This window comes from Streptomyces sp. NPDC001787 (assembly GCF_040297465.1).
GTDB lineage: Bacteria > Actinomycetota > Actinomycetes > Streptomycetales > Streptomycetaceae > Streptomyces.
The window spans coordinates 15,879-37,219 of record NZ_JBEOZE010000024.1 but is presented as its reverse complement, the minus strand read 5'-3'; the positions used below and the strand labels follow the sequence as shown (position 1 = coordinate 37,219).

The following is a 21,341-nucleotide window of genomic DNA, read 5'->3' as shown; positions in this document are numbered from 1 at the left end:
TCTCGGCTGAGGCGCGCGCCAACCCGGGGCCGCGCCCCACCCGGCCGATCCCGCTCTCCCCGGCTCCGGACCCCTCCGACTCAACCCGGACCGCGGTGCCGTTCCCGAGTTGCATGTCCCCGACTCGTGCCATAGCGCCCCCCGCTAGACCTTGCCTGACGAACCGCCGACAAATCTAAGTCTGTTGTGAGAAAGAGATCAAGTAGGTGGGTGGAGCGAAACTGCCCCAGAAAGAGGTTGGGATGTCGCACCTCAATGGACCACGCCCAGGAAGCGGGCGGCGCGGAGAGGACAGTCAGGCGTGCTGCCAGGCGCGGTGACCTCGCTGGTGACGGCGAGCAGCGTGCCCCCACTCGGCCGAGGCGTGCGCCGGCCGGCAGCCCCGTCACCAGATCCGTAGCCACACTGAAAAGGCCCACCGATCGGGCGTAGGCCCGCCCGCCGTTTCCCGGCATGCACGTCAGGGAGCCTTCCAGTCCCGGACGGCAGCCGGCGCGCCGTGATCGTCTCTGGAGTGCCAACCGTCGCCCGCCCCGGGTCGGTTGGCCCGTCATCGCCGATCGTGGGGAGCGCCTCACGGTACGGCGCGGGCCGTGATCACCATCCCGCTGCTCAGGTGTTCATGGGCGGCAGTTCTGCGAGAGCGTCCCGTAGCGCTGCCCGTGAGCTGATGCCGAGCTTCGGGAACTGGTTGTACAGGTGGGAGCCCACCGTGCGGGAGGTGAGGCAGAGGCATGCGCCGATCTGCTTGTCGCCTCGGACAGGGTGGCGATGAGCGCGTTCGTCAGCGCGAGCCGGTCAGGGGCGGGCCCTTCCACAAGGCCCACCGCGACGCCGATCGCGCGCCGGCATCGGGTGGGAGCACGGCCAGCTCGGCGGCAAGCCGAGCAACCAGCTGGTGCGGCCCGGCGAAACTGACCTCCGCCCCGAACTCGGCACCGGACGTGCGCAGGACGCGCATGCCGAACCTGCCGGCACGGGCAGCCGCAGCTTCGAGGAGCGACGTCTTGCCCGCACCGGCACTCCCACCGGTCAACGGCTACCTGCTCCTGGACCGCGAGAAGTTCACCGCATCCTTCGCCGGTGACATCCCGCTTGCCCAAATTCGACGGTCGCCACGCGGCCACCGGCAACCCGAATGTCGAGGAGACGTGGTCCACGTGGCCACGTTCGTCCCCGACGGGGCGAGACACTGGGCGAGCTCATCCCGAAGTATCCCCGGTAGCGAGCTACCGCCCGCGCTCAACCTGCCCCGGTGCTGTAGGGCGGCCAGTCCGGGGCGCGCGCTCACCGTCACCGGCCTGGCGGCGCGGGCCGCAACTGTCAGGCGCGGCCGGCCCTCCCTGCGTCCGGGGGCGGAGTTGTTGACGCTTCGGCGTGGGCCCGGACGGCCTGCTGCTCGGCTTCGGTGAGAGGGGCCGGGTCGGGGCGTACAGCGTCACCGTAGAGACGTTCGAACTCGGCGATGGCCTCGCTGGGGCTGTCGTAGTTCATGCTGACGCCCCGTAGGCGGCCATCACCGTGGAGTGGATGCTGAGGACGCCGGAGGCGATGTGATCGTGGCGGGTCGGGGCCTTGTCGGAGGCGGGGCGGATCTCCTCCGTGGCGAGCCGGGGTGCGGGGTGGCCGGGCCAGTTCCAGCCGGAGCTCGGGTCGGCTGTCGCCCTGGGTCCCTGGCGCCTCCGTTTCTTGCCGGACGCCGTCACCGCCGCAGGGTGATGAATGTGTCGTTCACGACGTATCCGTCCAGCCCGTGGAGTTCGCCGTACGCAATCAGGTCGCTGCTGCGGTTGATGAACCCGCGTCCCGAGTAGTTGAGCGACGTGTTGCAGAGCACGCTGAATCCGGTCAACTCGCCGAATTCGGTCAGTAGTTCGGCCATCTCCGGGTTGGCCTTCGGAGCGACGGTCTGGGTGCGGGCCGTTCCGTCGACGTGCGTCACCGCCCGCAGTTCGCCGGACTCGACCTGGCTGAAGTACAGCATGTAGGGATCGGGCACCCCTCCTCCGAACCAGCGGCCCGCGTCCTGCTCCAGACAGATCGGGGCGATGGGGCGGTAGCTCTCGCGCTGCTTGATCTTGTTGAGCCGGCCCGTCGTCTCCTCGGTGAAGGGAGCGGCCAGGATCGACCGGTTCCCGAGCGCGCGGGGGCCGATCTCCCAGCGGCCCCGCGCCCAGCCGATGATGTTCCCGTCGCGGAGGTAGCGGGCCACCTCGCCGCAGTCGAGCGGCCGGATTTCGTAGCGCCGGGAGTCGACGGCCATGTCCTCGACGAATTCGCCGCCCGCGTAGACGTCCCAGTCCAGGCCGGCCTCCCCGGTGTAGAAGTGCTGGGCGTCGATGGCGGTCCCGATCGCGGAGCCGCTGTCGTTGGGGCACGGCGGGACGAAGACCGCGGGGAAGAGCCCGCACTCGCGCCAACGGCGATTCCACTCGCAGTTGAGCCCGCAGCCACCGGAGATGAGCAGCGGGAGGCTCTCCGTCAAATGCTCCCGGGCGTAGGAGTGGAACCGGTCGAAGATGGAGTCCGACAGACGGGCGGCGAGGTTCTTGTACGCGTCCGTCTCCACGCCGACGTTGTAGTAGGGGGAATCGGTCATCCGGTCCTTCAGGCTGCCGGTGATGACCTCTCTCTGACCGAGTACGAAGTCGATGACGTCCTGCTCCGCCGGGGTGGGCGGCCGGTCCTCGGCGAATCCGGCCAGTGCCATCTGCTTGCCCGCGTCCTGGAAACGGACGAACTCCTCGTGCGAGCTGTACTTGGGGTCGGCGAGCGCGAATCCGTAGGAGTACTTGTTGCCCGGGTAGTTGAGCACCTCCTGGAGATGGGTCACCTTCCCGTGCTCGTCGATGCGGTAGAACGAGCCGATGTTCCCCTCCCATACCAGGCTGTAGAAGGGCTGGTCCCGACGGAACGCCGACATTCCGTAGGACGTCATGATGTGGGAGCGCTCGTGTGTGGAGGAGAAGAGGCGAACGTTCTTTCCGAAGAACCGGCCGGCCTCGTCCGAGATCGCGGATTCACCCACCCCGAAGTACCCGGCACGCGAGGGCTGGTCGGTGGCCTGGGTGCCCTTGATCCAGCCGCTCACGGCGATGATGTCGGGCTGTTTGTCCAGCCGGTCCGCCGCTACGGCGAACGCCTCGGCGGTCAGAGTGCTGTAGCGGACGAACGAGTCCTTCTCCGCCTCCAGGGAGAAGAGCAGCTTTCCGTCGTCGACGGCCGCGATGGCCCCGTCATGGCCCTCCTTGAGGGAGAGAATCAGCATGGTGGTCCGTTTCTCTGCGATCGGACGGTGCCGGGATCGGCTGCCGCCGAGAGGATCTTCAGGGCGAGCCGGTGCAACTGCGGGTTGGCGGACAGGGCACCGGTGCCGCCCTGGGGCGAGGTGCCCAGAAGATTGGTGCAGACACCGCCGGCCTCCGCCACGAGAACTTGCAGGGCGGCGATGTCCCAGGGGTTCACGACCGGTTCGGCCGCGATGTCGAGGGTTCCTTCGGCGACCATGCAGTGCTGGAGGAAGTCCCCGAAGGCACGGTCCTCCCAGCACTCTTCGGCCAGGCGCAGATAGGCCTCATGAGAGTGGAAGACGTCCCAGGTACGGGTGCTGGTGGTGGACAGGTAGGCGTGGCCGAGACTGGTGTTGCCGGAAACCCGCAAGCGCCGGGGGGTGGTGTCCGGGCCGCGCCGTAGCCAGGCGCCCTGTCCGGCCGCCGCCCACCAACGGCTGCGCAGAGCTGGGGCGCTGATCACACCGACGGTGGGACGCCCGTTCTCCAGCAGAGCGATCAGCGTGGCCCAGACCGGAATTCCGCGCAGGAAGTTCTTGGTGCCGTCGATGGGGTCGACCAGCCAGGTGCGCCCGGTGGTGACTGAGCCGCCGGTCTCCTCCCCGGCGAAGGCGTCGTCCGGGCGGGCGGTTGTCAGTGCCTGGCGTACGGCCGTCTCGACGGTGGTGTCCGCGTCGGTCACGGGCGTACGGTCCGGCTTCTCCCGGACCGTCAGGTCGAGGGCCTGGAAGCGGTGGCCCGTGATGCAGTCGGCGATGTCGCCGAGTTGCAGGGCCAGTTCGAGATCGTCCTGTCGTGACATGGGATCACTCCGTGTGGAGTTCGAGCAGGTGGTACTCCATGACCCGGATCTCCTCGATCCGGCGCACGCGGCTCAGGAGTTCGACCCGCATGCCTGCCTTCTCCGCGATGCTGTCGAGCCGTCGGCGGTCCCCGAGGTCGGATGTGCCCAGCAGCAGCCTGCCACCGTCGGCCAGGTGTTCGTGGGCGCCGGCGAGGTACCGGGCCTGGCCCTGGTAGCCCGGATCGAAGACGGCGCAGTGCAGGACGGTGGAGAGCGGGAAGTCGTCCTCCACGTATGTCCAGGGCACGTTCCAGAAGATGGCGTCGAAGCGGTCCGAGGGCCCGAGCGCTTCGTACATGTCGCTGTGGAGGACGCGCACCCGGTCGCTCACACCGTGCCGTTCGGCGTTGGCTGCCGTATTGGCCACCGCCTTGTCGCTGATGTCCAGCGCGGTGACCGAGGCACAGCCGTGGAGTGCGGCGGTCACGGAGATGACGCCCGTGCCGCAGCCGACCTCCAGGAACGAGCCGCCGGGCGGATAGGGCACCATCGAGGCCAGCGTCTCGGTGGCGGCGCTCAGAGTGCTGGGGAACACGCCTCGGTGCAGGCTCCATTCCCGCCCCAGCAGGGTGAAGGAGTCCGGCAGGTCATCACCGACGAGGGCGTGCTGGAGGGCCTGGGCAACGGTCTCGGGGGTCTCCTGGACGGTCATCGTCTTTGCCTCTCCGGCGGTGTGGGTCATCGGTTCGGCCCGGCGGCGTACCGTACGAGCGCCTCGCGGTGGCGGCCGACCTTGCGGAAGGTTTCGGCGTACTGGTCGATGAGCGACTTGTCCTCGGGCCAGTTGGTGAACGTGGGCAGGGACAGTGCGGTCTGCTCGACGTGTTCCGCGTGCGAGCCGCTCCCGGGCCCGATGCCCTTCTTCGGTGTGCCGGGGAAGAGAGGGTTCTCCGGGCGGGCGTAGAGCGGCAGGGCCGACAGGCGTGGGCCGGAGGGGGCGCCCACTTCCATGCCTTCGGCGCGCAGTGCCTCGATGAGGACCGCGCGGGGGACGCCGCCCAGTGCCTCGGGCCGGTAGAGCGGTTTGTAGCCGTACCAGGCGCCCATGTCGACATGGGCGGCCACGTGCACCGGCTCCAGGTAGGGCACGTCGCCGAGTTGCTCGCCGAGGTGGCGCAGACAGCGGTGCCGGGCTTCCATGCGTGCCGGGAACGCCGCGAGCGCGTGCCGGGCGACGATGGCGTTGAACGGCGACATGCGCAGCTTCAGTCCGAAACCGGTGACCCAGTGCGCCCGCAGGTCCTCGTCGAGTACAGCCTCCCGGGAGCGGTCCCGGTAGTGACCGAGGAGCGTGGCGAGGTCGTGCACCTGGGGGTTGCTCGTGACGAGGATGCCGCCCTCGCCCGCGTAGACGGCCTTGTTGGCCTGCAGGGAGAAGACCGCGGCGTCGCCGAAGGTGCCGACGGGCCTGCCCCGGTAGCGGCTGCCGTGGGCGTGGGAGCAGTCCTCCAGGACGCGCAGCCCGTGGCGCTCGGCGATGCCCAGGATCGCGTCCATGTCGCAGGGATGGCCCCACTGGTGGACGACCGTGATGACCTTGGTGTGTTCGGTGAGCGCGGCCTGGAGTGCTTTCGGGTCCAGACCACGGGTCGCGGGGTCGATGTCGGCCAGGACCACGTCGCCCCGGAGCGCGAAGACGGGGCTCAGCGCCGCGTGGTAGGTGAGCGCCGGGCCCACGACGTCCACGCCTTCGCGCACACCGAGCGCGAAGTAGGCGGCGAAGAGGGCGCTGGTCCCGGAGTTGAAGGTGACGGCGAATCGGGCTCCGCCGTCCAGGAAGGCGAGGAAGTCGGCTTCGAGCCGGCTGATGGGACCGCTGTTGCCCTTGATGGAGATGTCGGTGTTCCGCTGCTCGGCCAGTTCCGACAGCTCCGCCTCGTCGGCGGGGGGCGGCCAGACTTCGTGCGGCAGCGGCTGTTCGATGACGGGCGTGCCGCCGAGGAGGGCGAGTTGCTCGGTGGTGGTCATGTGTCCTTCCTGCTGTGCGCGGGTGGGCTCGGGACCGGCGCACCGGACCCGGTCGGTGCGCGTACGACGGTGGGGTCAGGCACACCGGTCGGCGAGCTTGTTCTGCTCGCCCGACCGGTCCCGGTAGATCCCGTCGATTGTGCGTACGGCGGCGAGCTGACGCTGGAAGTGGTCCTGGCGGTAGTAACGGTCGTCCAGGTGTGCCAGATGGTGGGAGACCATGGAGCGCACGGCGTCGATCTTGGGGCCTGCCCAGGTGCAGCTCTCCAATGGCAGCCCTCCGACGGAATGCAGAGTGGCGGCCGTAGGGGCGACACTCAACGCGCCTTCCGTGCCGAGCACACAGAGGCGTTCGACCTTTTCGTGGTTGTGGCGCGAGATGCGCAGTGAGCCCGCCAGCCCCGTCGCGGGATAGCTGCACATCAGGCTGACGAGATCCTCCAGCCGGCTGTCCCGCATCTCCCGGTACTGGTGCACGAAGGCGGAGTGCACCCTTGGAGGTTCGGGGAAAAGTCCGCTGAGTACATCGATGAGGTGGTAGCCCATGTCGAGGAGCACACCGCCCATCGCCTGCTCCCTGGAGGCTCGCCAACCCGTGGTCGGGTGCGCCAGGTTCAAGTGGTAGTCGTAGGAGAACCAGTAGGGCTGCCCGATCCGGGCGAGGCTCTTTTGGGCGAAGTGGAAGACGGGGTTGAAGTTCCGTTGCAGCAGCGTGAAGACGCTGCGGTCGGCCCGTTGCGCCAGGTGGATCAGTTGCCGGGCTTCCTGCTCGGTGACGGCGAACGGCTTTTCCTTGATGATGTGCCTGCCGTGGGACAGGAGTTCCGTGCAGACGGGGAAGTGCTCACTGTGCGGCACGGTGACCACAGCGGCGTCGAATTCGACTTTCTCCAGTGCCTCGTCGAGGACGTCATAGTGGGGGAATTCCCAGGCGTCGGCGAGTGACGAGGCCGCCGGGGCGGGGTCGACGCCGCCGACGACGTCGGCACTCTCTCGTACAATCGGGAGATACTCCTTTCCTTGATGTCCAGCAAATCCGACCACCAGTACTCGTGGTCGCGGTCGCACGTTGTTCAACCTGTCACTGGACATGCGAAGTATCCCCCTCGCAGAAGATCTGAGGATGACGCGGGAAGCCAGGAAGGATCGCGGAGATCCCGATCGGACTCGTGGTCGCAGGGGATTCAGGTGGTTGCGGCGGATTCAGGTGGTCGCAGGGATTCACGTGGCCGCGGGGGATTCAGAGAACTTTGTGGCGCTTCCCGGAAGTGTTGGCGAGCCACGCGTGTGCCGCGGTCACCACGTCCTTGATGAAATTGCTTCCGCCCGGTGAGTTCTCGTCGAGCAACGAGACCTCCGCGGCAGTGACCCAGGCGAACTCGGTGTGCTTGTCCCGTTCGAGTTCGGGCGAGGCGAGGTCCCCGTCCACCTCGACGACGTAGTCCGACTCCACGTGCCGCAGTCCGTCCGCCGTCCACTCCTCGTGCGCCACCAGGGCGAGGACCCGCCGCAGCCGCCACCCGGTCTCCTCGGTGATCTCCCTGCCCAGCGCGTCCAGGAGAGACTCTCCCTCCTCTACCGCTCCGCCGACGACGTCCCAGCAGTCGGGGAAGAGGCGTCGGCCGGCCGAGCGGCGCTGGACGAAGATTCGGTCGTACGGGTCGCGAATCAGCGCGCCCACCACGCGTCGGGATTCATTCGCCTCGGTCATGTCAGCCTCTCGCCGGGCTCGGTGGATCGCTCGGTCGAGGACCGCGCGACGGGCGGGATTGACTGGGGGCCGGGGTGGTGGGGAGCGGAGTCCCAGCCGCACCTGTGGCAACAGGGATTCCTTCGCGGAACGGGTTTACCATTCTTCCCCCGCCTCACTTGCGCGTAAGGGATTTCGCGTGCCCCATGCGCCGGGTAGAATAGAAAATGATTCGAACGGCTTGAAGAATTTTTCCGCCCTGAACGTTACCTGGAACGCCGTTTTGCGCATGGGTTCAGATAAATTTCCAGACGCCTCAACTTCGTCTTGACGCAGCATCACGTCATATGCAGAAGGTGTGGCACGGCAGGTGCCGAATATCCCGCACAGGTTGGCGCTGCGGCAGTGCACACCGAGCCGCAGACCGCGATCGTGTCGAGACGTCCCCGCGGCCAATGGGAGCGTCCTCCTCGTGTTTCGCCCAAGCGATTTCTTTCTGCCACCGCCGGTAGTCTCGCGCTGGAGTATGTTGGCCGGATTTGCCACCCGCGGAAGCCGAGGACTTCGGTCACATCAGCGCTTTTTCTGGTTCTCATCCCCCAACTGCCGCGCGGACCGGGGGCGACCTGGACTGCGCCGATGTCCCGGACCGTGATCACGCGCGACAGGGCCAGCGGGAGCGCCCCCGAGGACGGGGCGCTCCCGCTGACCGGCGCCGGATGCAGCCGTGCTGCGGGCGGGCTCCACTCACAAACGGCGGGCGACCAGGAAGACGTAGCCGATCTGTGGGAGCGCACCGAACCGGGGAAGGGAGCGCGTGGAGCTGAAGAATTCGTAGTGGGGGTCGTCGGCGGAGGGTGCGACATCGGCGAAGGCATCGGCGAACGCCTGGTAGGTGCGTCGGACATGCTCTCCGATGTCGTTGAACTCCACCACCTCCATATCGGCGCGGGCGAGAGCCGTGCGAAGCTCCGCCGGTTCGGGAAACCCGGGGGACCCGAACGCCTGGCCGGTCCGGCGGACCGTCTCCGCGGCCTCCCCGGTCACCGGCGAGCGGAGCAGCACATCGCTGACGACCAGCGGGCTGCCGGGCCGCAGGGTGCGGGCGATCTCGGTGAGGGCGGCGGTCCGGTCAGGGATGTGCATCATGGACTCGATGGCCCAGGCGCCGTCGAAGGACGCGTCCTCGAAGGGCAGTGCGCAGGCGTCCGCGTAGCGGAATTCCACCCGATCTGCGAGGCCGGCGGCGTCCGCCCGGGTACGGGCGAGGTCGATGTCCTCGGCGCTGACCGAGACTCCCGACACGCGCACGCCGGTGGCGCGGGCGATGCGCAGGGCCGGCCGTCCGGTTCCGCAGCCGACGTCCAGCAGACGCCGGTCAGGTGCGCCGGCCAGTTGTGCCGCCACGAGGTCGGTGAGCCGGTCGGTGGCCTGGTTGAGGGAACGGTTGTCCGTGGTGCTGTCCCAGTAGCCGACGTGGATGTTCCCGTCGACGGCCGCGCCGTCCGCGGTCTCGGTCTGCGCGTCCTGTTCGTTGTGGAGTCGGTCGGCGTCCGTTGATGAAGGGCGGGGGTGGTGTGCGGTCGGGTCGTTGGTCATCGCTGTCTCCCGCGCATGAGGGTGTGTCACCTGGTGAGGAGGCCGATTTGCCGCATGACCGCCGAAGCCGATGACTCGGCGGGCTGTGCTTTGCCGAAAAACTCTGTGCGGCACCGCGACGCGGCTCGACGGCCGCTTCGTCAACGCCTGCCGGATGGCGGAGCTCGCGCTGTCGAGCTCGGGCCACGACGGAGAACCCTTGAGGGCGCGGCGTCTGACGCCGGATTCGCCGTCATTCTGAAGAATCTACTGGTGGCGCCACCACCCCCGGAAGACGGCCTCACCGCAACCGCCGAGTCCCTGGTTTCCTTCGAAACGGGCCCACGAGATAAGAGTTCGCCTGCGCGGAGCTTGCCTGGGACAGGTCCTTGTGACTGATCTTCGTCTCCTTCTTCGCGCTCGCGTGGCCCTACGAGCGATGGCGACATCGCGGATGCGACGAAGGCGATGTCGCCGATCGAAGCTCGTATCCGAGAACGGCACGCGACCATTCATGCCCTGCTGGCCCAGGGGCCCGGGACCACCGGCCGGATCATGGGGCACCCCGAGTATCTGGCATCACCGGGGAGGAGTGGGACCGCGATACCCGCTACTCCTACGAATCCGGCTCCAACACCGAGGGCTGGGCTTGAACGGCATGGCCTGCGGGTGGTGACAGAGTCCAGCACCGGTGATCGCCCTCACGGAATGTGTGCCAGAACCCGGTCTCGGAGTCAGTTGGTGATCAACAGGCTCGTGACCGCTGAGGAGAGGTGACGGCACCGGAGTGCCTGCAAACGGCTGACGGCCGGCGGTCCGTCAGGGCAGTTGGCCGTCTGGACACGTAGTGGCAAGAGCGGCACTCGGGCTGCCCTCCGGCGAGCCTCAGCTCATCTGGCGTTCGGATCCGCTTGGAGGATCTGCGCACTCCAGGTGTCCACCACGGGACTGCGGCGGTAGAAGACGTTCGGCTGCACCGGGTCACACGTCACCAGGAGGATGTCTCCCTGGCCGAGCACAACGTTCTGCTGGACCTGTGTGGATCGACGTTTGCGATACCGCGTGACCTCAAGGTGCAGTGGGTGCGGGCCTGGGGGCAAGGGGATGAAACGGACCTTTCTGACGCTGGTCCGATCGATGCCGCAGAGCTGGCGCCCATTTTCGGTGACCGACACCAGGCACCACTTGAGTGACATGCTGCGGGGCGCGTCACGCAGGTCCACCTGCAACAGCAGCCCGGTCCGGCCTCGGCGGCGGGCCCTGTGGATCAGATAGCGAGAGCGCCATTTCAACCGGCCGTCGAATCCATGATCGACCTGCACCGCAATGTCTCTCACCCTGCCCCCATCCGCCACCAACCCAAGCCCCCCCAGACACCTGAGGCTGGCACGGACAGGCTAGATCCAGAAGAGCCACGACCGGCAGAGTGTGAGGTGCGACTTCCTCCAGCTCGACGGTGGGGCGAGCCGCACATCCTGGAGTGCCAAGGCTGCCTTGAACAGCGGACACTGCCGCGCCGATTCCATCTGGGTGTGGTCGGAGCGTACGTGGAGCAGACCGAGCGGCACGGGCGCTGCCACGAGCAGCCATACGTGGATTCCTGGCTCCGGAACCGACGCGACCGTTTCAGCGAAGTGGCCTAGTTAAGGGCCCCTCGTGCGGTTGCCCATCAGTGCCTGGCGCCCAGGCCGAGCGCACGCGGCGGGGGAAGGGGTGGTCGCACGCACGGGAGGTGCCGGGTGATCGGGCGGACGGCTCGGTCGTCGTAGTTGCCGGGCGCCGATGTGAACGAGCAGTCGTCAGAACCTGTGGACCGGGTCCGGATCAGTGCTCAGTAGCTGCTTGCTACAGCTGGGCGGTGATTCCCTGCCGGTCGATCTGGATCCAGTACTCGACAATCAGTCCGACCTCGACGCGATACACCGCACTGGTCACCGCCGTGACCTGCGCACCCGTCGGCGGATAGTGGCCGACCGCTCCGACATGCCGCCCGTTCTGAGTCCAGCGGGCGTAGACCCGGTCTCCTTCGGCGATGAGTTCGTCCACCGTCAGCGTGAAAGCACCGTATGCGTCGAGCATCTCCTGAACGCGCTCGGTGTACTGCTGCGGTGTTCGCTCCACAACCACCGGCGCCTCCGGGACGACCTGGTGGGCCCGGACACGGTCGGCCATGAAACGACCGGCTCGCCGCGCAGATCCGCGCTGCTGCCCCGAAAGCGTGGACGGAGGCATCGGCTGCTGCCACAGCTCCTCGTCGGTGAGCCCTTCGCACTGCGGGGCGAGGGTTGCGCGGTGGTAGCCGAGGAAGCCGCACATCCCGCACGGCGGAGGAACCTCACTCGCCAGCACCACCTTCCGCCGTACAATCCCCGAAGTCTGAGCCCAGCCGGCCGCTTCCCCTCCAACGCCCGGCAGCACGAACGGCTCCGACGCCTACACCGGGCTGAAGACCGACAACGCGCGACCGCGGCGCGACAAACGCGAACTCTCCGCGCGGCCGGAGGTCGCCATCGCCGCCATCCAACGCCTGAGCATCGGCAAGGAGCACCTGCGCGCCGCCCTCCACGAGCCCCGCGCCGTCACCGCGCTGGCCCCGCCGCCCTGACCACCCGATCCGGCTGGACGGCGACCGCGGCCAGCGCGGGCCACCACGCGCCCACGGACGCTGCACTTCGTTACACGGCTCCCCGGCCGGTGGGCGGCGGGGTGCGTGGCCGCAGTCTCTCTCCCTGAGGCCCGAACATGATCAGGTACTCGACCGGCCCGCCGGGGCCGGCGTTCGTGACTCCGTGGGGGTTGCGGGTGTCGAACTCGGCGACATCGCCGGCGGTCAGGACGAGGTCCTGCTTTCCGAGTGCGAGCCACAGCCGCCCGTACAGGACGCACAGCCATTCATAGCCGTCGTGGGAGATCTGCCGTGGCCGCGTGGGCGGTACCTCGACGGCGGGCAGGACGTGTTTGTGGGCATGCAGTCCGCCAACGTACGGGGTCAGCGGCAACACCCCCTTGTCGTCGCCGAAACGCTGCAGCGCGATGGTGCGCGGCTCGACGGGGACGGGCGCGGGGGCACCGCCGGCCAGCTCGTCCAGGGAGATGCCGTACTCCGTGGCCAGCTGCAGCACCACCTCCAGGGTGGGCTTGCGTCGTCCGGTCTCGATCCGTGACAGCGTGCTCGGCGAGATGCCGGTCGCGCAGCTGACGCCGGTGAGCGTGGCGCCGTGCCGCTCGCGCGCGGCCCGCAACCGCGGGCCCATCGCCGCCAACGTCTCGGCTGTGCCGTCGTCCGTCACTCCTGCTCCCTTCTCTCCGGCCGTGCCGCCCAGCTCTGTCCTGCAAGTTTGCCCTAATGGCAACGCTAGTCGCGTCGGGGGGCCGTTGCGCCACATGATCGATGTGTACCCGCGCCACCCCGCGAACCGAGGAGAAACCCATGCAACCCGAGCCGTCCGCCGCACTCCGCCACCGCACCATCGAGGCCCCCGCCGGGCGCCTGCACCTGGTCGAGCAGGGCACCGGCCCGCTGGTCCTGCTCGTGCACGGCTTCCCCGAGTCCTGGTACTCCTGGAGGCTGCAGCTCCCGGCACTCGCCGCGGCCGGCTACCGGGCCGTGGCCATCGACGTGCGCGGCTACGGCCGCTCCTCCAGGCCCGCCGCGACCGACGCCTACCGGATGCTCGACCTGGTGGAGGACAACCTCGCCGTCGTCCGCGCCCTCGGCGAGGAGAACGCGGTGGTCGTCGGCCACGACTGGGGCTCCAACATCGCGGCCACCTCCGCCCTGCTCCACCCCGAGGTCTTTCGCGCCGTCGCCCTGCTGAGCGTCCCCTACGCGCCGCCCGGCGGCCCCCGCCCCACCGACATCTTCGGCCGGATCGGCGGCCCCGAGCAGGAGTTCTACGTCTCCTACTTCCAGGAGCCCGGTCGCGCGGAGGCGGAGATCGAGCCCGATGTCCGGGGCTGGCTCACAGGCTTCTACGCGGCACTGTCCGCCGACACCACGCCCGCCCAGGGCGAGCCCGACCCGCACTTCGTGACCCGGAGCGGTGGCGGCCGGCTGCGCGACCGCTTCCCCGCAGGCAAGCGTCCCGCCTGGCTGACCGAGGACGACCTCGACGTGTACGCCGGGGAGTTCGAGCGTACCGGCCTGACCGGCGCCCTCAACCGCTACCGCAACATGGACCGCGACTGGGAGGACCTCGCCCCGCACCGCGGCGCCCCGATCAAGCAGCCGTCCCTGTTCATCGGCGGCTCCCTGGACGCCTCCACCACCTGGATGTCCGACGCGATCGACGCCTACCCCACCACCCTCCCCGGCCTGACCGCCTCCCACCTCCTGGAGGGCTGCGGCCACTGGATCCAGCAGGAGCGCCCCGAGGAGGTCAACCGCCTGCTGACCGACTGGCTCGCCACCCTCCAGGGCTGAACCGCCGGACACACCGGCGTCACCTGCGCGAGCAGGCTCGGTGACCTCGCCGCCCCGTTCGCGCGGGTGACGCCGGCCCGCCAGGACGTCCCTCGGAGCTCGTCCGGCGCGAGCGCACCGGCGTCGATGCCGTGCGTGCGGCAGCGGCCGGACGAAACGCCCCCATCTCCCGGCCGCGTCACGGGCGATGCCCGCCCCAACTTCCCGACTGGTGCGGCAATGCCTCTTCCTCCTCGCCCCAGGACACTCCGAGCTGGATCCGCAGCGCCGGCTCGCGCTGACGGTGATCTCAGTGGCCACGCTGATGGTGGTGCTGGACGCCTCCGTCATCAGCATCGCTCTCCCGCAGATACAGTCGGAGCCGGGCATCAGCGACGTGAACCGGCAGTGGGCGGTCGCCGCCTATTCGCCGGCTTTCGCCGCCCTCCTCGCTCCGGCGGCACTGCCCCTGATCGCGGTCACCTTCACCGACGCCCGTGAGCGAGCCGGGGCATTCGGCGTCTACGGTGCGTTGGAGGGCGAACGCCGCACGGCTCACCGCGTGCTGCCCTGCGCGCAGTCCAGGACCGTGACAGGGGCGGCGCGTTCCTGATCTCCCGCTCATCGGCGGCGGTCCTTGCGCATCATGCTGCTCCTGACCTACTACCTCCAGGCGAATCTCGGGTATCAGCCCCTCCACGCGGGCCTGTCCTTCCTCCCCTTCTCCTGCAGCCTCATCGCCGCAGCCACGCGTGGTGCCGCGCTGGTACCAGGGGCCGGTCCCAAGCAACTGATGGTCAGCGGTATCGCCGTAGCGCTGATCGGTGCTCTGCGGCTGCCCCAGATCGAACAGACCGGCGGCTTGCCGGACCCCGAGCGGGTGCCGCGGGCATGAGCGTGTCGATCCGCAGGCGCGGTTCAGTGGGTTGGGCACCTGCGACGACGAGGAACAGACGGTACGTCGCTGTCGACGGCCGGCCGGCCGGGCCTCCGGTAGACCGTGGCCCCGGCTCGGTTGTGGCAGCAGCAGTCCCGGAGGCGACCGCTCAACGGCAGTTACACAACAGAGCGGATGCCCTGATGTACCTGACACGGTATCGAGATCTCCCGGAAGAGCTTCCGGCCCAGGATCAGTGCCGGAAGGGACGGCCGCATGCCGGTCCCGCACGAGCCCACCGGGTCGACGCCCGGTGGCAGACGAAAGCGAGTTCCTCTTGCGCAAGTCAATGAGCCGACAGGCGGTCACCGCCCTTGCCACCGCTGGTGCGTTCGGCATCGTATGCACTGTTGCCGCGCCGTCCGCCTCGGCGATCGTGGGCGGAAAACCGGTCGCGGACGGCAAACGGCCCTTCGTCGTGCAGATCGAAGAACGAGGTGCCGACGGGGCATGGTCGCACTTCTGCGGCGGGGCTCTGATCGACAGCCGAGTCGTCGCCACAGCGGCGCACTGCGCGAAGTTCGCCGTCCAAGGCAAAATCAAGATCCGGATCGTCCTGGGACGGGCCGATTCGAGTACGCCCGGAGGATCGGTGGTGACCGATGATCACTTCTCCGTCTACAGTCACCCCACATTCTCGACACTGACGAACACGGACCTGGGCCTCATCGTGCTCGACCGTCCCGCCGACCAGGCGGGCGCGTCCCTGCCCCTCTTGCAGACGAAACCGCAGCCCGGTCGCCTCCTGCGCGCCGCCGGCTGGGGGCGGACCGACCTCGCCGATCCGGACAAGCCGTCACGCCTGCGCGAAGCGGAGCTTCCCGTCACCGAGCTCGACACTGAAGAAGGGACCTGGGACAAGCAGTTCATCTGCGCGGGCACCGCGAAATCCCGGGTCGCACCCGGCGACAGCGGCGGGCCGCTGTTCGATCCGAACGCATCTCGCTCCGGCAAGGCAGTCGTGTACGGACTGGTGACCGGAGAAACGAACACCTGCCAGGGCCTCTTCACGAACCTGGCCGACCCGGCGATCTGGAAGCCCTTCCGGGAACCCCTCGCCTCCCATGGGCTCTCGCACGTCATCCCGACCAAAGCCACCCACCCCTCGGAACACCCCTCAGAAGCAACCCGAGACCACACACCATCCAGTAGGTGAAGTCCTCCGGGCCGTGGGTCTCCGCGACATTCCGGACGGCGACCGTGCGACACCGACACCCCGCTGCCGCACGCCCGTGGCATTGAGGGCGGTGCGCCCCTCCGTCGTCCGCGGTGAGTTTCCAGCGAAGCCTGGTGGTGATCCGGTCGGCGCCGCGGTGCACTTCGCGGCGAGGCGGCCTGATGCACCGCTGGGAGGGGTCCTCTCGCTCTTGGACCGGTGGTCTTCGCGGTGACGGCGACCAGCGAGCGCGCGGATCCGAGGTTGTCGGCGTACTGCTCACGGCGCTTCGCGGTGGGCTGGAGCGCCGTTGCGGCCGTAGGTGCTAACCATCCGATTAATTCGAGCAGTTGTTTCCGCGTGTCGTGAGGCTACTGCCCAATGTCGGTTTCGTCGCTCACCTGAGGCACGGGGCTCTGGGCGTATCTGCTGCACGAAACGGGGTTCGCTCCATGCGCTTTCCTGCCAGTCTGATCACTGCGGCAGTCGGCGCGCTCCTGTTCACGGGCGCCGGGGTGTCCAACGCCGCGTCCACGGAGGGGCGTGGCGAGGGGGAGGCCACTGTTTCGGTGGACGCGGAGTTGCCGACAGAGGTGGTCGGGTGTGTCTTCGAGTCGATGAAGCAGTTCTGGCTCACCGTCGGCGGTCCGCTTCAGGTTCTGATGCCGGGCTGTCCGGGGGTCCGGTGCCCGGGGGGATGCCGGAGATCGCCCATTGTTCCTGCGGGGCGGTCATCACGGTGGTGAGGGTGGTTTCGTCGGGGGCGGTGATGTCCAGGACGACGAGGCAGGGTTCGGGCAGGTGCTGTCCTGCGTTACGGTCGTTGCGTCCGGCTCTGAGGGACGCGCGTTCCCCGGTTGTTCTGGCACGGGAGTGGGCTCTTCCGGATGGAGGGCCGACACCAAGGCGACCTGCTTCCATTGGCGGGGGTCGCCGGGGGATTGCAAGGAAAACCGGGCGTTCGCGACCTGCTCCTCACGGTCGGGGACCGGCCCGACACATCAGGCCGGTTCCCGGCCCGGACTGACAGGGCCTCCCTCAGACGCCGCGACACCGACACCGTCCGTACGGCACGGACAGACCGCTCACCCCGGTCGAGAGGGACCGCGAAACACTGAACCCGTCCGCGCGGTGCGACATCCGGGCCCTGTACCGCGTGGATGACCGGGCCCCGCGAGCTCCGTCCCCGTAGGCGTGCCCCCGCACGGCACACGCCGCGACGGCGGGACCGCTTCGGCTGGGCCAGCGGCACACCCCTGAACGGCCACGGGCCGACTCGCCCAACGAACCGGACCGGGGCACGCTGGGAGGCGTGACCAGCGCACCGATCGTCGTACACCGGCCCTCCCGTAAGGGCGGCCGGAGAGTCACGGTGCGCAGCCACGGCCTCGACGAGGTCCTCGGTACCGCCTACAGCGACCACGACCTGGTCGTGTTCCTCAAGGGCGCCGGCATTGCCGACCCCGAGGCCATCCTGGACGACCCGCAGTGGGTGGAATGGCGCGACGGCCCCGCCCACGAGTTCAGCGCCGCCTGACGTCCGCGCCCGCCAAGAGGCGCCCCTGGCCGTCGACCTCTACAGGTTTCTCGTGCTTCCTCGGGATGGGCTGTTCGTGCCCTTCCCGCTGGAGGTACCGGGTGAGCGCGGCGACGCCCCGCCCGAACGCCCATCCACGGCCGCTCCCTGCCCCTGCCGGGCCGGGGTGGCCGCGGCGTGACACCGAGCTGGGCCAGGCGCTTGCCCTGCGCGGTGGCTAGCCGGTTTCAGCCCTGCCACCAGCCACCAGCCACCGTCCTGCGTCCACGTGCGATCTCTCGGTTCTCGGGGCAGTGATGGTGAGAGACAGTCGGCCGATTCTGTCCGGAGGGTCTCGGAGAATGCCGACGTCCGCCTCCTATGGCTCGGCGTCCAGGAGCCGGGGTGTCCTGGGTCTGGAACAGGGCAGTGCAACCGGGGTACCGCCCTGCTCAGCATGTGCTCACCCGGAACGGGCCGAGTGCGGCCTTGTGCTCGGTCGGCCAGGTCCAGGTGGTGGGTGGCCAGCGGCAACACATCAAAACCCACCCTTGCGGAACCGGGAGATCGCTGTCAGACGCCGCGACGGTTCCGCCAAAGCCAGAGCGAGGTGAGGACGGGGATCACAGCCAGGGCGAGGGTGGGCAGCAGGAGCGTCTCCATCTCCACTCCGTCGTTCCCGATGGCCGCGATGGCGCCGTTCAGTGCGTTCCAGGTGAGGGCGGCGACAGTGGGCAGCACGGCACCGAGGAGCACTCCGGCCGTCTTGTAGGAGCGGGACCAGTGAACTGAGGTGCAGAGCAGGACAGCACCTACGATCCGGACGAGGGCGCCGCATATGGATACCAGGGCCGCCGCCATGTCGGACGGGACGGTATCGCTGAGCAGGGTGAGTGGGTTCGTGAGGCAGAGCAGGATCAGCGGCACCAGCGGGTGCACCTTCCCGCGCGGCACGGCAGCGGCCCGCGCCTCCCAGTCCCCGGGCGCTGCCGCGGTTCCTGCCTCCGCCAGTGCCGTCGCTGCGATGGTCCGCGGGTCGCCGAGCCCGGCGAGTACTTCGCGGACCTCTGTTGTCGGCCGCTCGGCGAGTGTCACCTCGATGTGCTCCGCCAGATCGGCGAGGAGTTCTTGGCGTCGCTCGGCCGGCAGCGTGATGGTCTCGCGCTCCACGGCCGAGAGATAGTCACGTACTGAGGGTTCGGGGGTCTTCTCGTACGGATCCGAGGTGGTCTTCATGCGTCGCCTCCGGTGTGGTGGGGGGTGAGGAAGGTGTCGACGGCGTCACGAAAAGCGGGCCAGACACGGGTGAATGTGTCCAGGGCCGCTCGCCCGCTGTCGGTGAGCGCGTAGTAGCGGCGGGGTGGTCCGGCGGTGGACTCCTGCCAGGTGGTGGTAGTCAAGCCGTCACGGCGGAGCCGGGAAAGCAGCGGGTAGACCGTGCCCTGACTGGTGGCGAGTGCACCGGACGCCTCCAGTTCTTGAAGGAGTTCCACGCCGTAGCGCGGCCGGTCTCGCATCAGAGCGAGCACGCAGTACTCCAGGGCGCCCTTGCGGAGCTGGCTCTCGGCCTTGCCTGGCGTGACCTTCCCTGCTTCGCCATGATTCATGCGTTGCAAGGTACCTTGTGGGAACGGAAAAGAGAAAGGGGAACTGAACACCACTGCCTTCGCGTGAAGGCTCGCGGGCCCTGACGACCGTTCACCCCTAAGCGCGCAGTTCCTCTGTCACGCAAGCAAAGGCGGTCCAAGGCACAGTGGGGGCCAGCTGGCGCACGCCGAAGGTTCCGCTGAAACACTCCGTACCCGCCTGCACGAGACCACCTACTCCGAGCGAGCATTCACGGCCGCCGACGCTGCGGCTTGGCCCCGCCGGGGGAGCGTATCGACTCCAGGTGCCGCCGGCCTCGGTGACGAGCCGGGTGGCGGCCTTGTCGTGGCAGCCGAGGGCCCTACTGATTGTTTCAGAATGAGGTCCGGAGTCGTCTCAAGCAGATGATGCTGCAGGCGAGGCCCTGGAACTCCGGCGTCGCCGAACGACACGTCAACAAAATCAAGATGCTCAAGCGCCAGATGTTCGGTCGAGCTGGCTTCGCACTGCTCCGTAAACGAGCCCTGCTCGCCCCGTATTCATGTTGTCAGTCCCTGATGCGAGGATCCGGGCGACCTGCACAAGGGAGATCAGCATGGGCACCTGGGATGCCGGTCCCCGGCCACCAGGGCGCCGACCGAAATCGCCCACTTTGTGTTGCCCCACCGTGAAAGCGTCCTGTCGACGTCGGCGGCCCGCTCTCGACGACCAGGCTGAGGTGCGGCGCCGCCGGGTCGACCGGCGGCGCCGACTTATGGGTGGCGGAAGCCCTCCGGCCGTGGCGCCGTCGCTTGCCCGTCCGCAGGCTGATTCCTACGGGCCGGGCAACCTCTCCGTGGCTGACTCCTTGATCCACAAGCCGAAAGATTTCTTCCCGCTCACGGATCAGCCTCCCGCGTCCCTGGGCTTTCCAGTGCTCCGGACCTTGAAGTCCATCGCACCCCTTGAAATGGGGTGTTGCGACGACCACTAGAACGGAAGATGACGCCCGGGGTCTGTGTGTGACACGACGTGAGGTCCACACCAGACCCCGCCAGGGGCCTTGCGCTGGCTCTGGGAGTCGCGCCGGGGCCCGTATTCGTTACGGGAGCAGGGATCAGCTCGGCTGGTCGCCGGTGTACCGGTAGATGTCTCCTGCGCTGTTGATGTGCCATACGGTGCCGTCGGCACCTGCGGCGATATCGGTGGCGGTGCCGGGAATCCTGATCCACGGGTTGGTGCCACTGGCGTCGTTGTTGGTGTATCGGTAGATGCTGCCGGCCGGGTCGACGCCCCATACGTTGGTCCGGGAGCCCACCGCGATCCGCTTGAGGCTGCCGGGGACGTCCGCCCAGAGGTCCGAAGGGTCCTGGTCGCCGGTGTACCGGTAGATGCGGTTGCCACTGTTGACGCCCCACACGGTGCCGTCCGCCGCGGCCCCGATGTCGCTCAGCGATCCGGGGATCTTGATCCACGGGTTGGCGTCGTTGTTGGTGTACCGGTAGATTCCGCCGGCGGAGTCGACGCCCCACACGTTCGTCCGGGAGCCCGTGTCGATGCGGACCAGGCTCCCGTTGATGCCCACCCAGTTCGTCGTGCCCTGGTCCCCGGTGTACCGGTAGATCTGGTTACCCGCGTTGACGCCCCACACGGTGCCGTCCGCCGCGGCCCCGATGTCGCTCAGTGATCCCGGGATGTTGATCCAGGGGCTGCCGTCGTAGTTGGTGTAGCGGTAGATGGCGTTCGCCGCGTTCACACCCCACACCGTTGTCCTGGACCCCGCCGAAATCGCCGTGAGACTCCCCGCGACCTTCACCCAGTCCGCCATGCCGAAATCACCCTTCCTCGAACTGATACCGGCCGCCATTCTCGGCGGTGGGACGAGCTGATAAGACGGGTGAACTTCTGTTCCCGTACGAAACAGGCCAGGGGATCAACGTTTGAATGGCCAACCTTTTGCGGCGTGGAGCTGCCAACGGCCGGACCGGGAGCATTTCGGCCGGAAAAGCTGTCCCGCCCAGGGAGTATCGACACGAATCCCGGTCCATGCCTCCGACCGGAACGGCCGTGCGCGGCAGGTGTGGGGACGGACGATGCCCTTGCCTTGAGCCTGTTGCGGACGGATGCGGCTTTACGGGACGAGGTGCCGAGCTCTGTTGACACGGCGGACGGTCCGGCCGAACCCGCCGCCGGAACGACGACCGCTCCGCCCGGCGCCGCCGGGTCACTGCCGGGTAGCCAGGCTGAGGAGACACGGTCCGCCCCGGGTCTCGGCGCGCCGGGCAACCGGACCGCTGCACGGCGAGCATCACGACGTCGCGAAGATGTGGTTCGGCCCGGTGGAGGAGCCCGGCCCGCGAACGCCGGCGGACACCCGAGGTGGGTGCGAAGGGT

20 protein-coding genes and 1 pseudogene are annotated in these 21,341 nt (G+C 68.4%); 5 read left to right on the top strand and 16 right to left on the bottom strand.

What is annotated here, in order from left to right:
* Nucleotides 1–1,323: 1,323 nt before the first annotated feature.
* From ABT170_RS28060 to ABT170_RS28000, 12 genes are all read right to left on the bottom strand, one after another.
* Nucleotides 1,324–1,494, bottom strand: a complete 171-nt coding sequence (locus ABT170_RS28060; RefSeq protein WP_351871959.1) for a hypothetical protein — start codon at nt 1,492–1,494, stop codon at nt 1,324–1,326.
* Entirely contained in the window at nt 1,491–1,706 is a 216-nt protein-coding gene (locus tag ABT170_RS28055) for a hypothetical protein (RefSeq protein ID WP_351871956.1), read from the bottom strand. The genes ABT170_RS28060 and ABT170_RS28055 overlap by 4 nt, the downstream gene beginning before the upstream one ends.
* Entirely contained in the window at nt 1,703–3,268 is a 1,566-nt protein-coding gene (locus ABT170_RS28050; RefSeq protein ID WP_351871953.1) for a carbamoyltransferase C-terminal domain-containing protein, read from the bottom strand. Before ABT170_RS28050 ends, ABT170_RS28055 begins: the two co-directional genes overlap by 4 nt.
* Nucleotides 3,262–4,092 (bottom strand): histidinol-phosphatase, encoded by an 831-nt coding sequence (gene hisN, locus ABT170_RS28045; protein WP_351871950.1) that lies wholly within the window; start codon nt 4,090–4,092, stop codon nt 3,262–3,264. The genes ABT170_RS28050 and hisN overlap by 7 nt, the downstream gene beginning before the upstream one ends.
* Nucleotides 4,093–4,096: 4 nt before the next feature.
* Complete coding sequence (locus ABT170_RS28040) at nt 4,097–4,786, bottom strand: methyltransferase (protein WP_329941196.1); 690 nt, start codon at nt 4,784–4,786, stop codon at nt 4,097–4,099.
* Nucleotides 4,787–4,812: 26 nt separating this feature from the next.
* Nucleotides 4,813–6,102, bottom strand: a complete 1,290-nt coding sequence (locus ABT170_RS28035) for a DegT/DnrJ/EryC1/StrS aminotransferase family protein (protein WP_351871946.1) — start codon at nt 6,100–6,102, stop codon at nt 4,813–4,815.
* A gap of 75 nt (nt 6,103–6,177) precedes the next feature.
* Nucleotides 6,178–7,170: a Gfo/Idh/MocA family protein gene (locus ABT170_RS28030; protein ID WP_351871944.1), complete on the bottom strand. Its 993-nt coding sequence runs from the start codon at nt 7,168–7,170 to the stop codon at nt 6,178–6,180.
* 172 nt (nt 7,171–7,342) lie between these two features.
* Nucleotides 7,343–7,813 carry an NUDIX hydrolase gene (locus ABT170_RS28025; protein WP_351871942.1) on the bottom strand — a complete coding sequence of 157 codons (471 nt, stop codon included), beginning with the start codon at nt 7,811–7,813 and terminating at the stop codon, nt 7,343–7,345.
* Nucleotides 7,814–8,539: 726 nt separating this feature from the next.
* Nucleotides 8,540–9,391, bottom strand: a complete 852-nt coding sequence (locus ABT170_RS28020) for an SAM-dependent methyltransferase (protein ID WP_351871939.1) — start codon at nt 9,389–9,391, stop codon at nt 8,540–8,542.
* Nucleotides 9,392–10,260: 869 nt separating this feature from the next.
* The gene (locus tag ABT170_RS28015) at nt 10,261–10,707 is read right to left on the bottom strand and encodes a hypothetical protein (RefSeq protein WP_351871936.1); all 447 of its coding nucleotides are present in this window, start codon (nt 10,705–10,707) and stop codon (nt 10,261–10,263) included.
* A 508-nt stretch (nt 10,708–11,215) separates the two neighbouring features.
* On the bottom strand, nt 11,216–11,602 hold the full coding sequence (locus ABT170_RS28010) for an ester cyclase (protein WP_351872179.1): 387 nt from the start codon (nt 11,600–11,602) through the stop codon (nt 11,216–11,218).
* Between the two features lie 443 nt (nt 11,603–12,045).
* The gene (locus ABT170_RS28000) at nt 12,046–12,624 is read right to left on the bottom strand and encodes a helix-turn-helix domain-containing protein (protein ID WP_329941226.1); all 579 of its coding nucleotides are present in this window, start codon (nt 12,622–12,624) and stop codon (nt 12,046–12,048) included.
* Between the two features lie 176 nt (nt 12,625–12,800).
* Here ABT170_RS28000 and ABT170_RS27995 point away from each other — a divergent pair, with 176 nt between their 5' ends.
* The 4 genes and pseudogenes from ABT170_RS27995 (at nt 12,801) to ABT170_RS27980 (ending at nt 15,865) form a co-directional block, all read left to right on the top strand.
* The gene (locus tag ABT170_RS27995; protein ID WP_351871933.1) at nt 12,801–13,793 is read left to right on the top strand and encodes an alpha/beta fold hydrolase; all 993 of its coding nucleotides are present in this window, start codon (nt 12,801–12,803) and stop codon (nt 13,791–13,793) included.
* Nucleotides 13,794–13,980: 187 nt separating this feature from the next.
* Nucleotides 13,981–14,313, top strand: a pseudogene (locus ABT170_RS27990) (hypothetical protein); the annotation flags it as partial.
* A gap of 105 nt (nt 14,314–14,418) precedes the next feature.
* Complete coding sequence (locus tag ABT170_RS27985) at nt 14,419–14,667, top strand: MFS transporter (protein ID WP_351871930.1); 249 nt, start codon at nt 14,419–14,421, stop codon at nt 14,665–14,667.
* Between the two features lie 295 nt (nt 14,668–14,962).
* Nucleotides 14,963–15,865, top strand: a complete 903-nt coding sequence (locus ABT170_RS27980) for a S1 family peptidase (protein WP_351871927.1) — start codon at nt 14,963–14,965, stop codon at nt 15,863–15,865.
* A 633-nt stretch (nt 15,866–16,498) separates the two neighbouring features.
* Here ABT170_RS27980 and ABT170_RS27975 read toward each other — a convergent pair.
* Nucleotides 16,499–16,786, bottom strand: coding sequence for a DUF6207 family protein (locus ABT170_RS27975; RefSeq protein WP_351871923.1), 288 nt, complete (start codon nt 16,784–16,786; stop codon nt 16,499–16,501).
* Between the two features lie 391 nt (nt 16,787–17,177).
* Here ABT170_RS27975 and ABT170_RS27970 point away from each other — a divergent pair, with 391 nt between their 5' ends.
* Nucleotides 17,178–17,402, top strand: coding sequence for a hypothetical protein (locus ABT170_RS27970; protein ID WP_329941187.1), 225 nt, complete (start codon nt 17,178–17,180; stop codon nt 17,400–17,402).
* 552 nt (nt 17,403–17,954) lie between these two features.
* On the opposite strand, the gene ABT170_RS27965 is transcribed toward ABT170_RS27970, so the two are convergent.
* The 3 genes from ABT170_RS27965 to ABT170_RS27955 all read right to left on the bottom strand — a co-directional run bounded on the left by ABT170_RS27965 (nt 17,955) and on the right by ABT170_RS27955 (nt 20,775).
* Complete coding sequence (locus tag ABT170_RS27965) at nt 17,955–18,617, bottom strand: HAAS signaling domain-containing protein (protein WP_351871920.1); 663 nt, start codon at nt 18,615–18,617, stop codon at nt 17,955–17,957.
* The gene (locus ABT170_RS27960; protein ID WP_329941185.1) at nt 18,614–18,988 is read right to left on the bottom strand and encodes a PadR family transcriptional regulator; all 375 of its coding nucleotides are present in this window, start codon (nt 18,986–18,988) and stop codon (nt 18,614–18,616) included. The genes ABT170_RS27965 and ABT170_RS27960 overlap by 4 nt, the downstream gene beginning before the upstream one ends.
* A gap of 1,076 nt (nt 18,989–20,064) precedes the next feature.
* Nucleotides 20,065–20,775 carry a tectonin domain-containing protein gene (locus ABT170_RS27955; RefSeq protein WP_351871916.1) on the bottom strand — a complete coding sequence of 237 codons (711 nt, stop codon included), beginning with the start codon at nt 20,773–20,775 and terminating at the stop codon, nt 20,065–20,067.
* Nucleotides 20,776–21,341 lie beyond the last annotated feature (566 nt).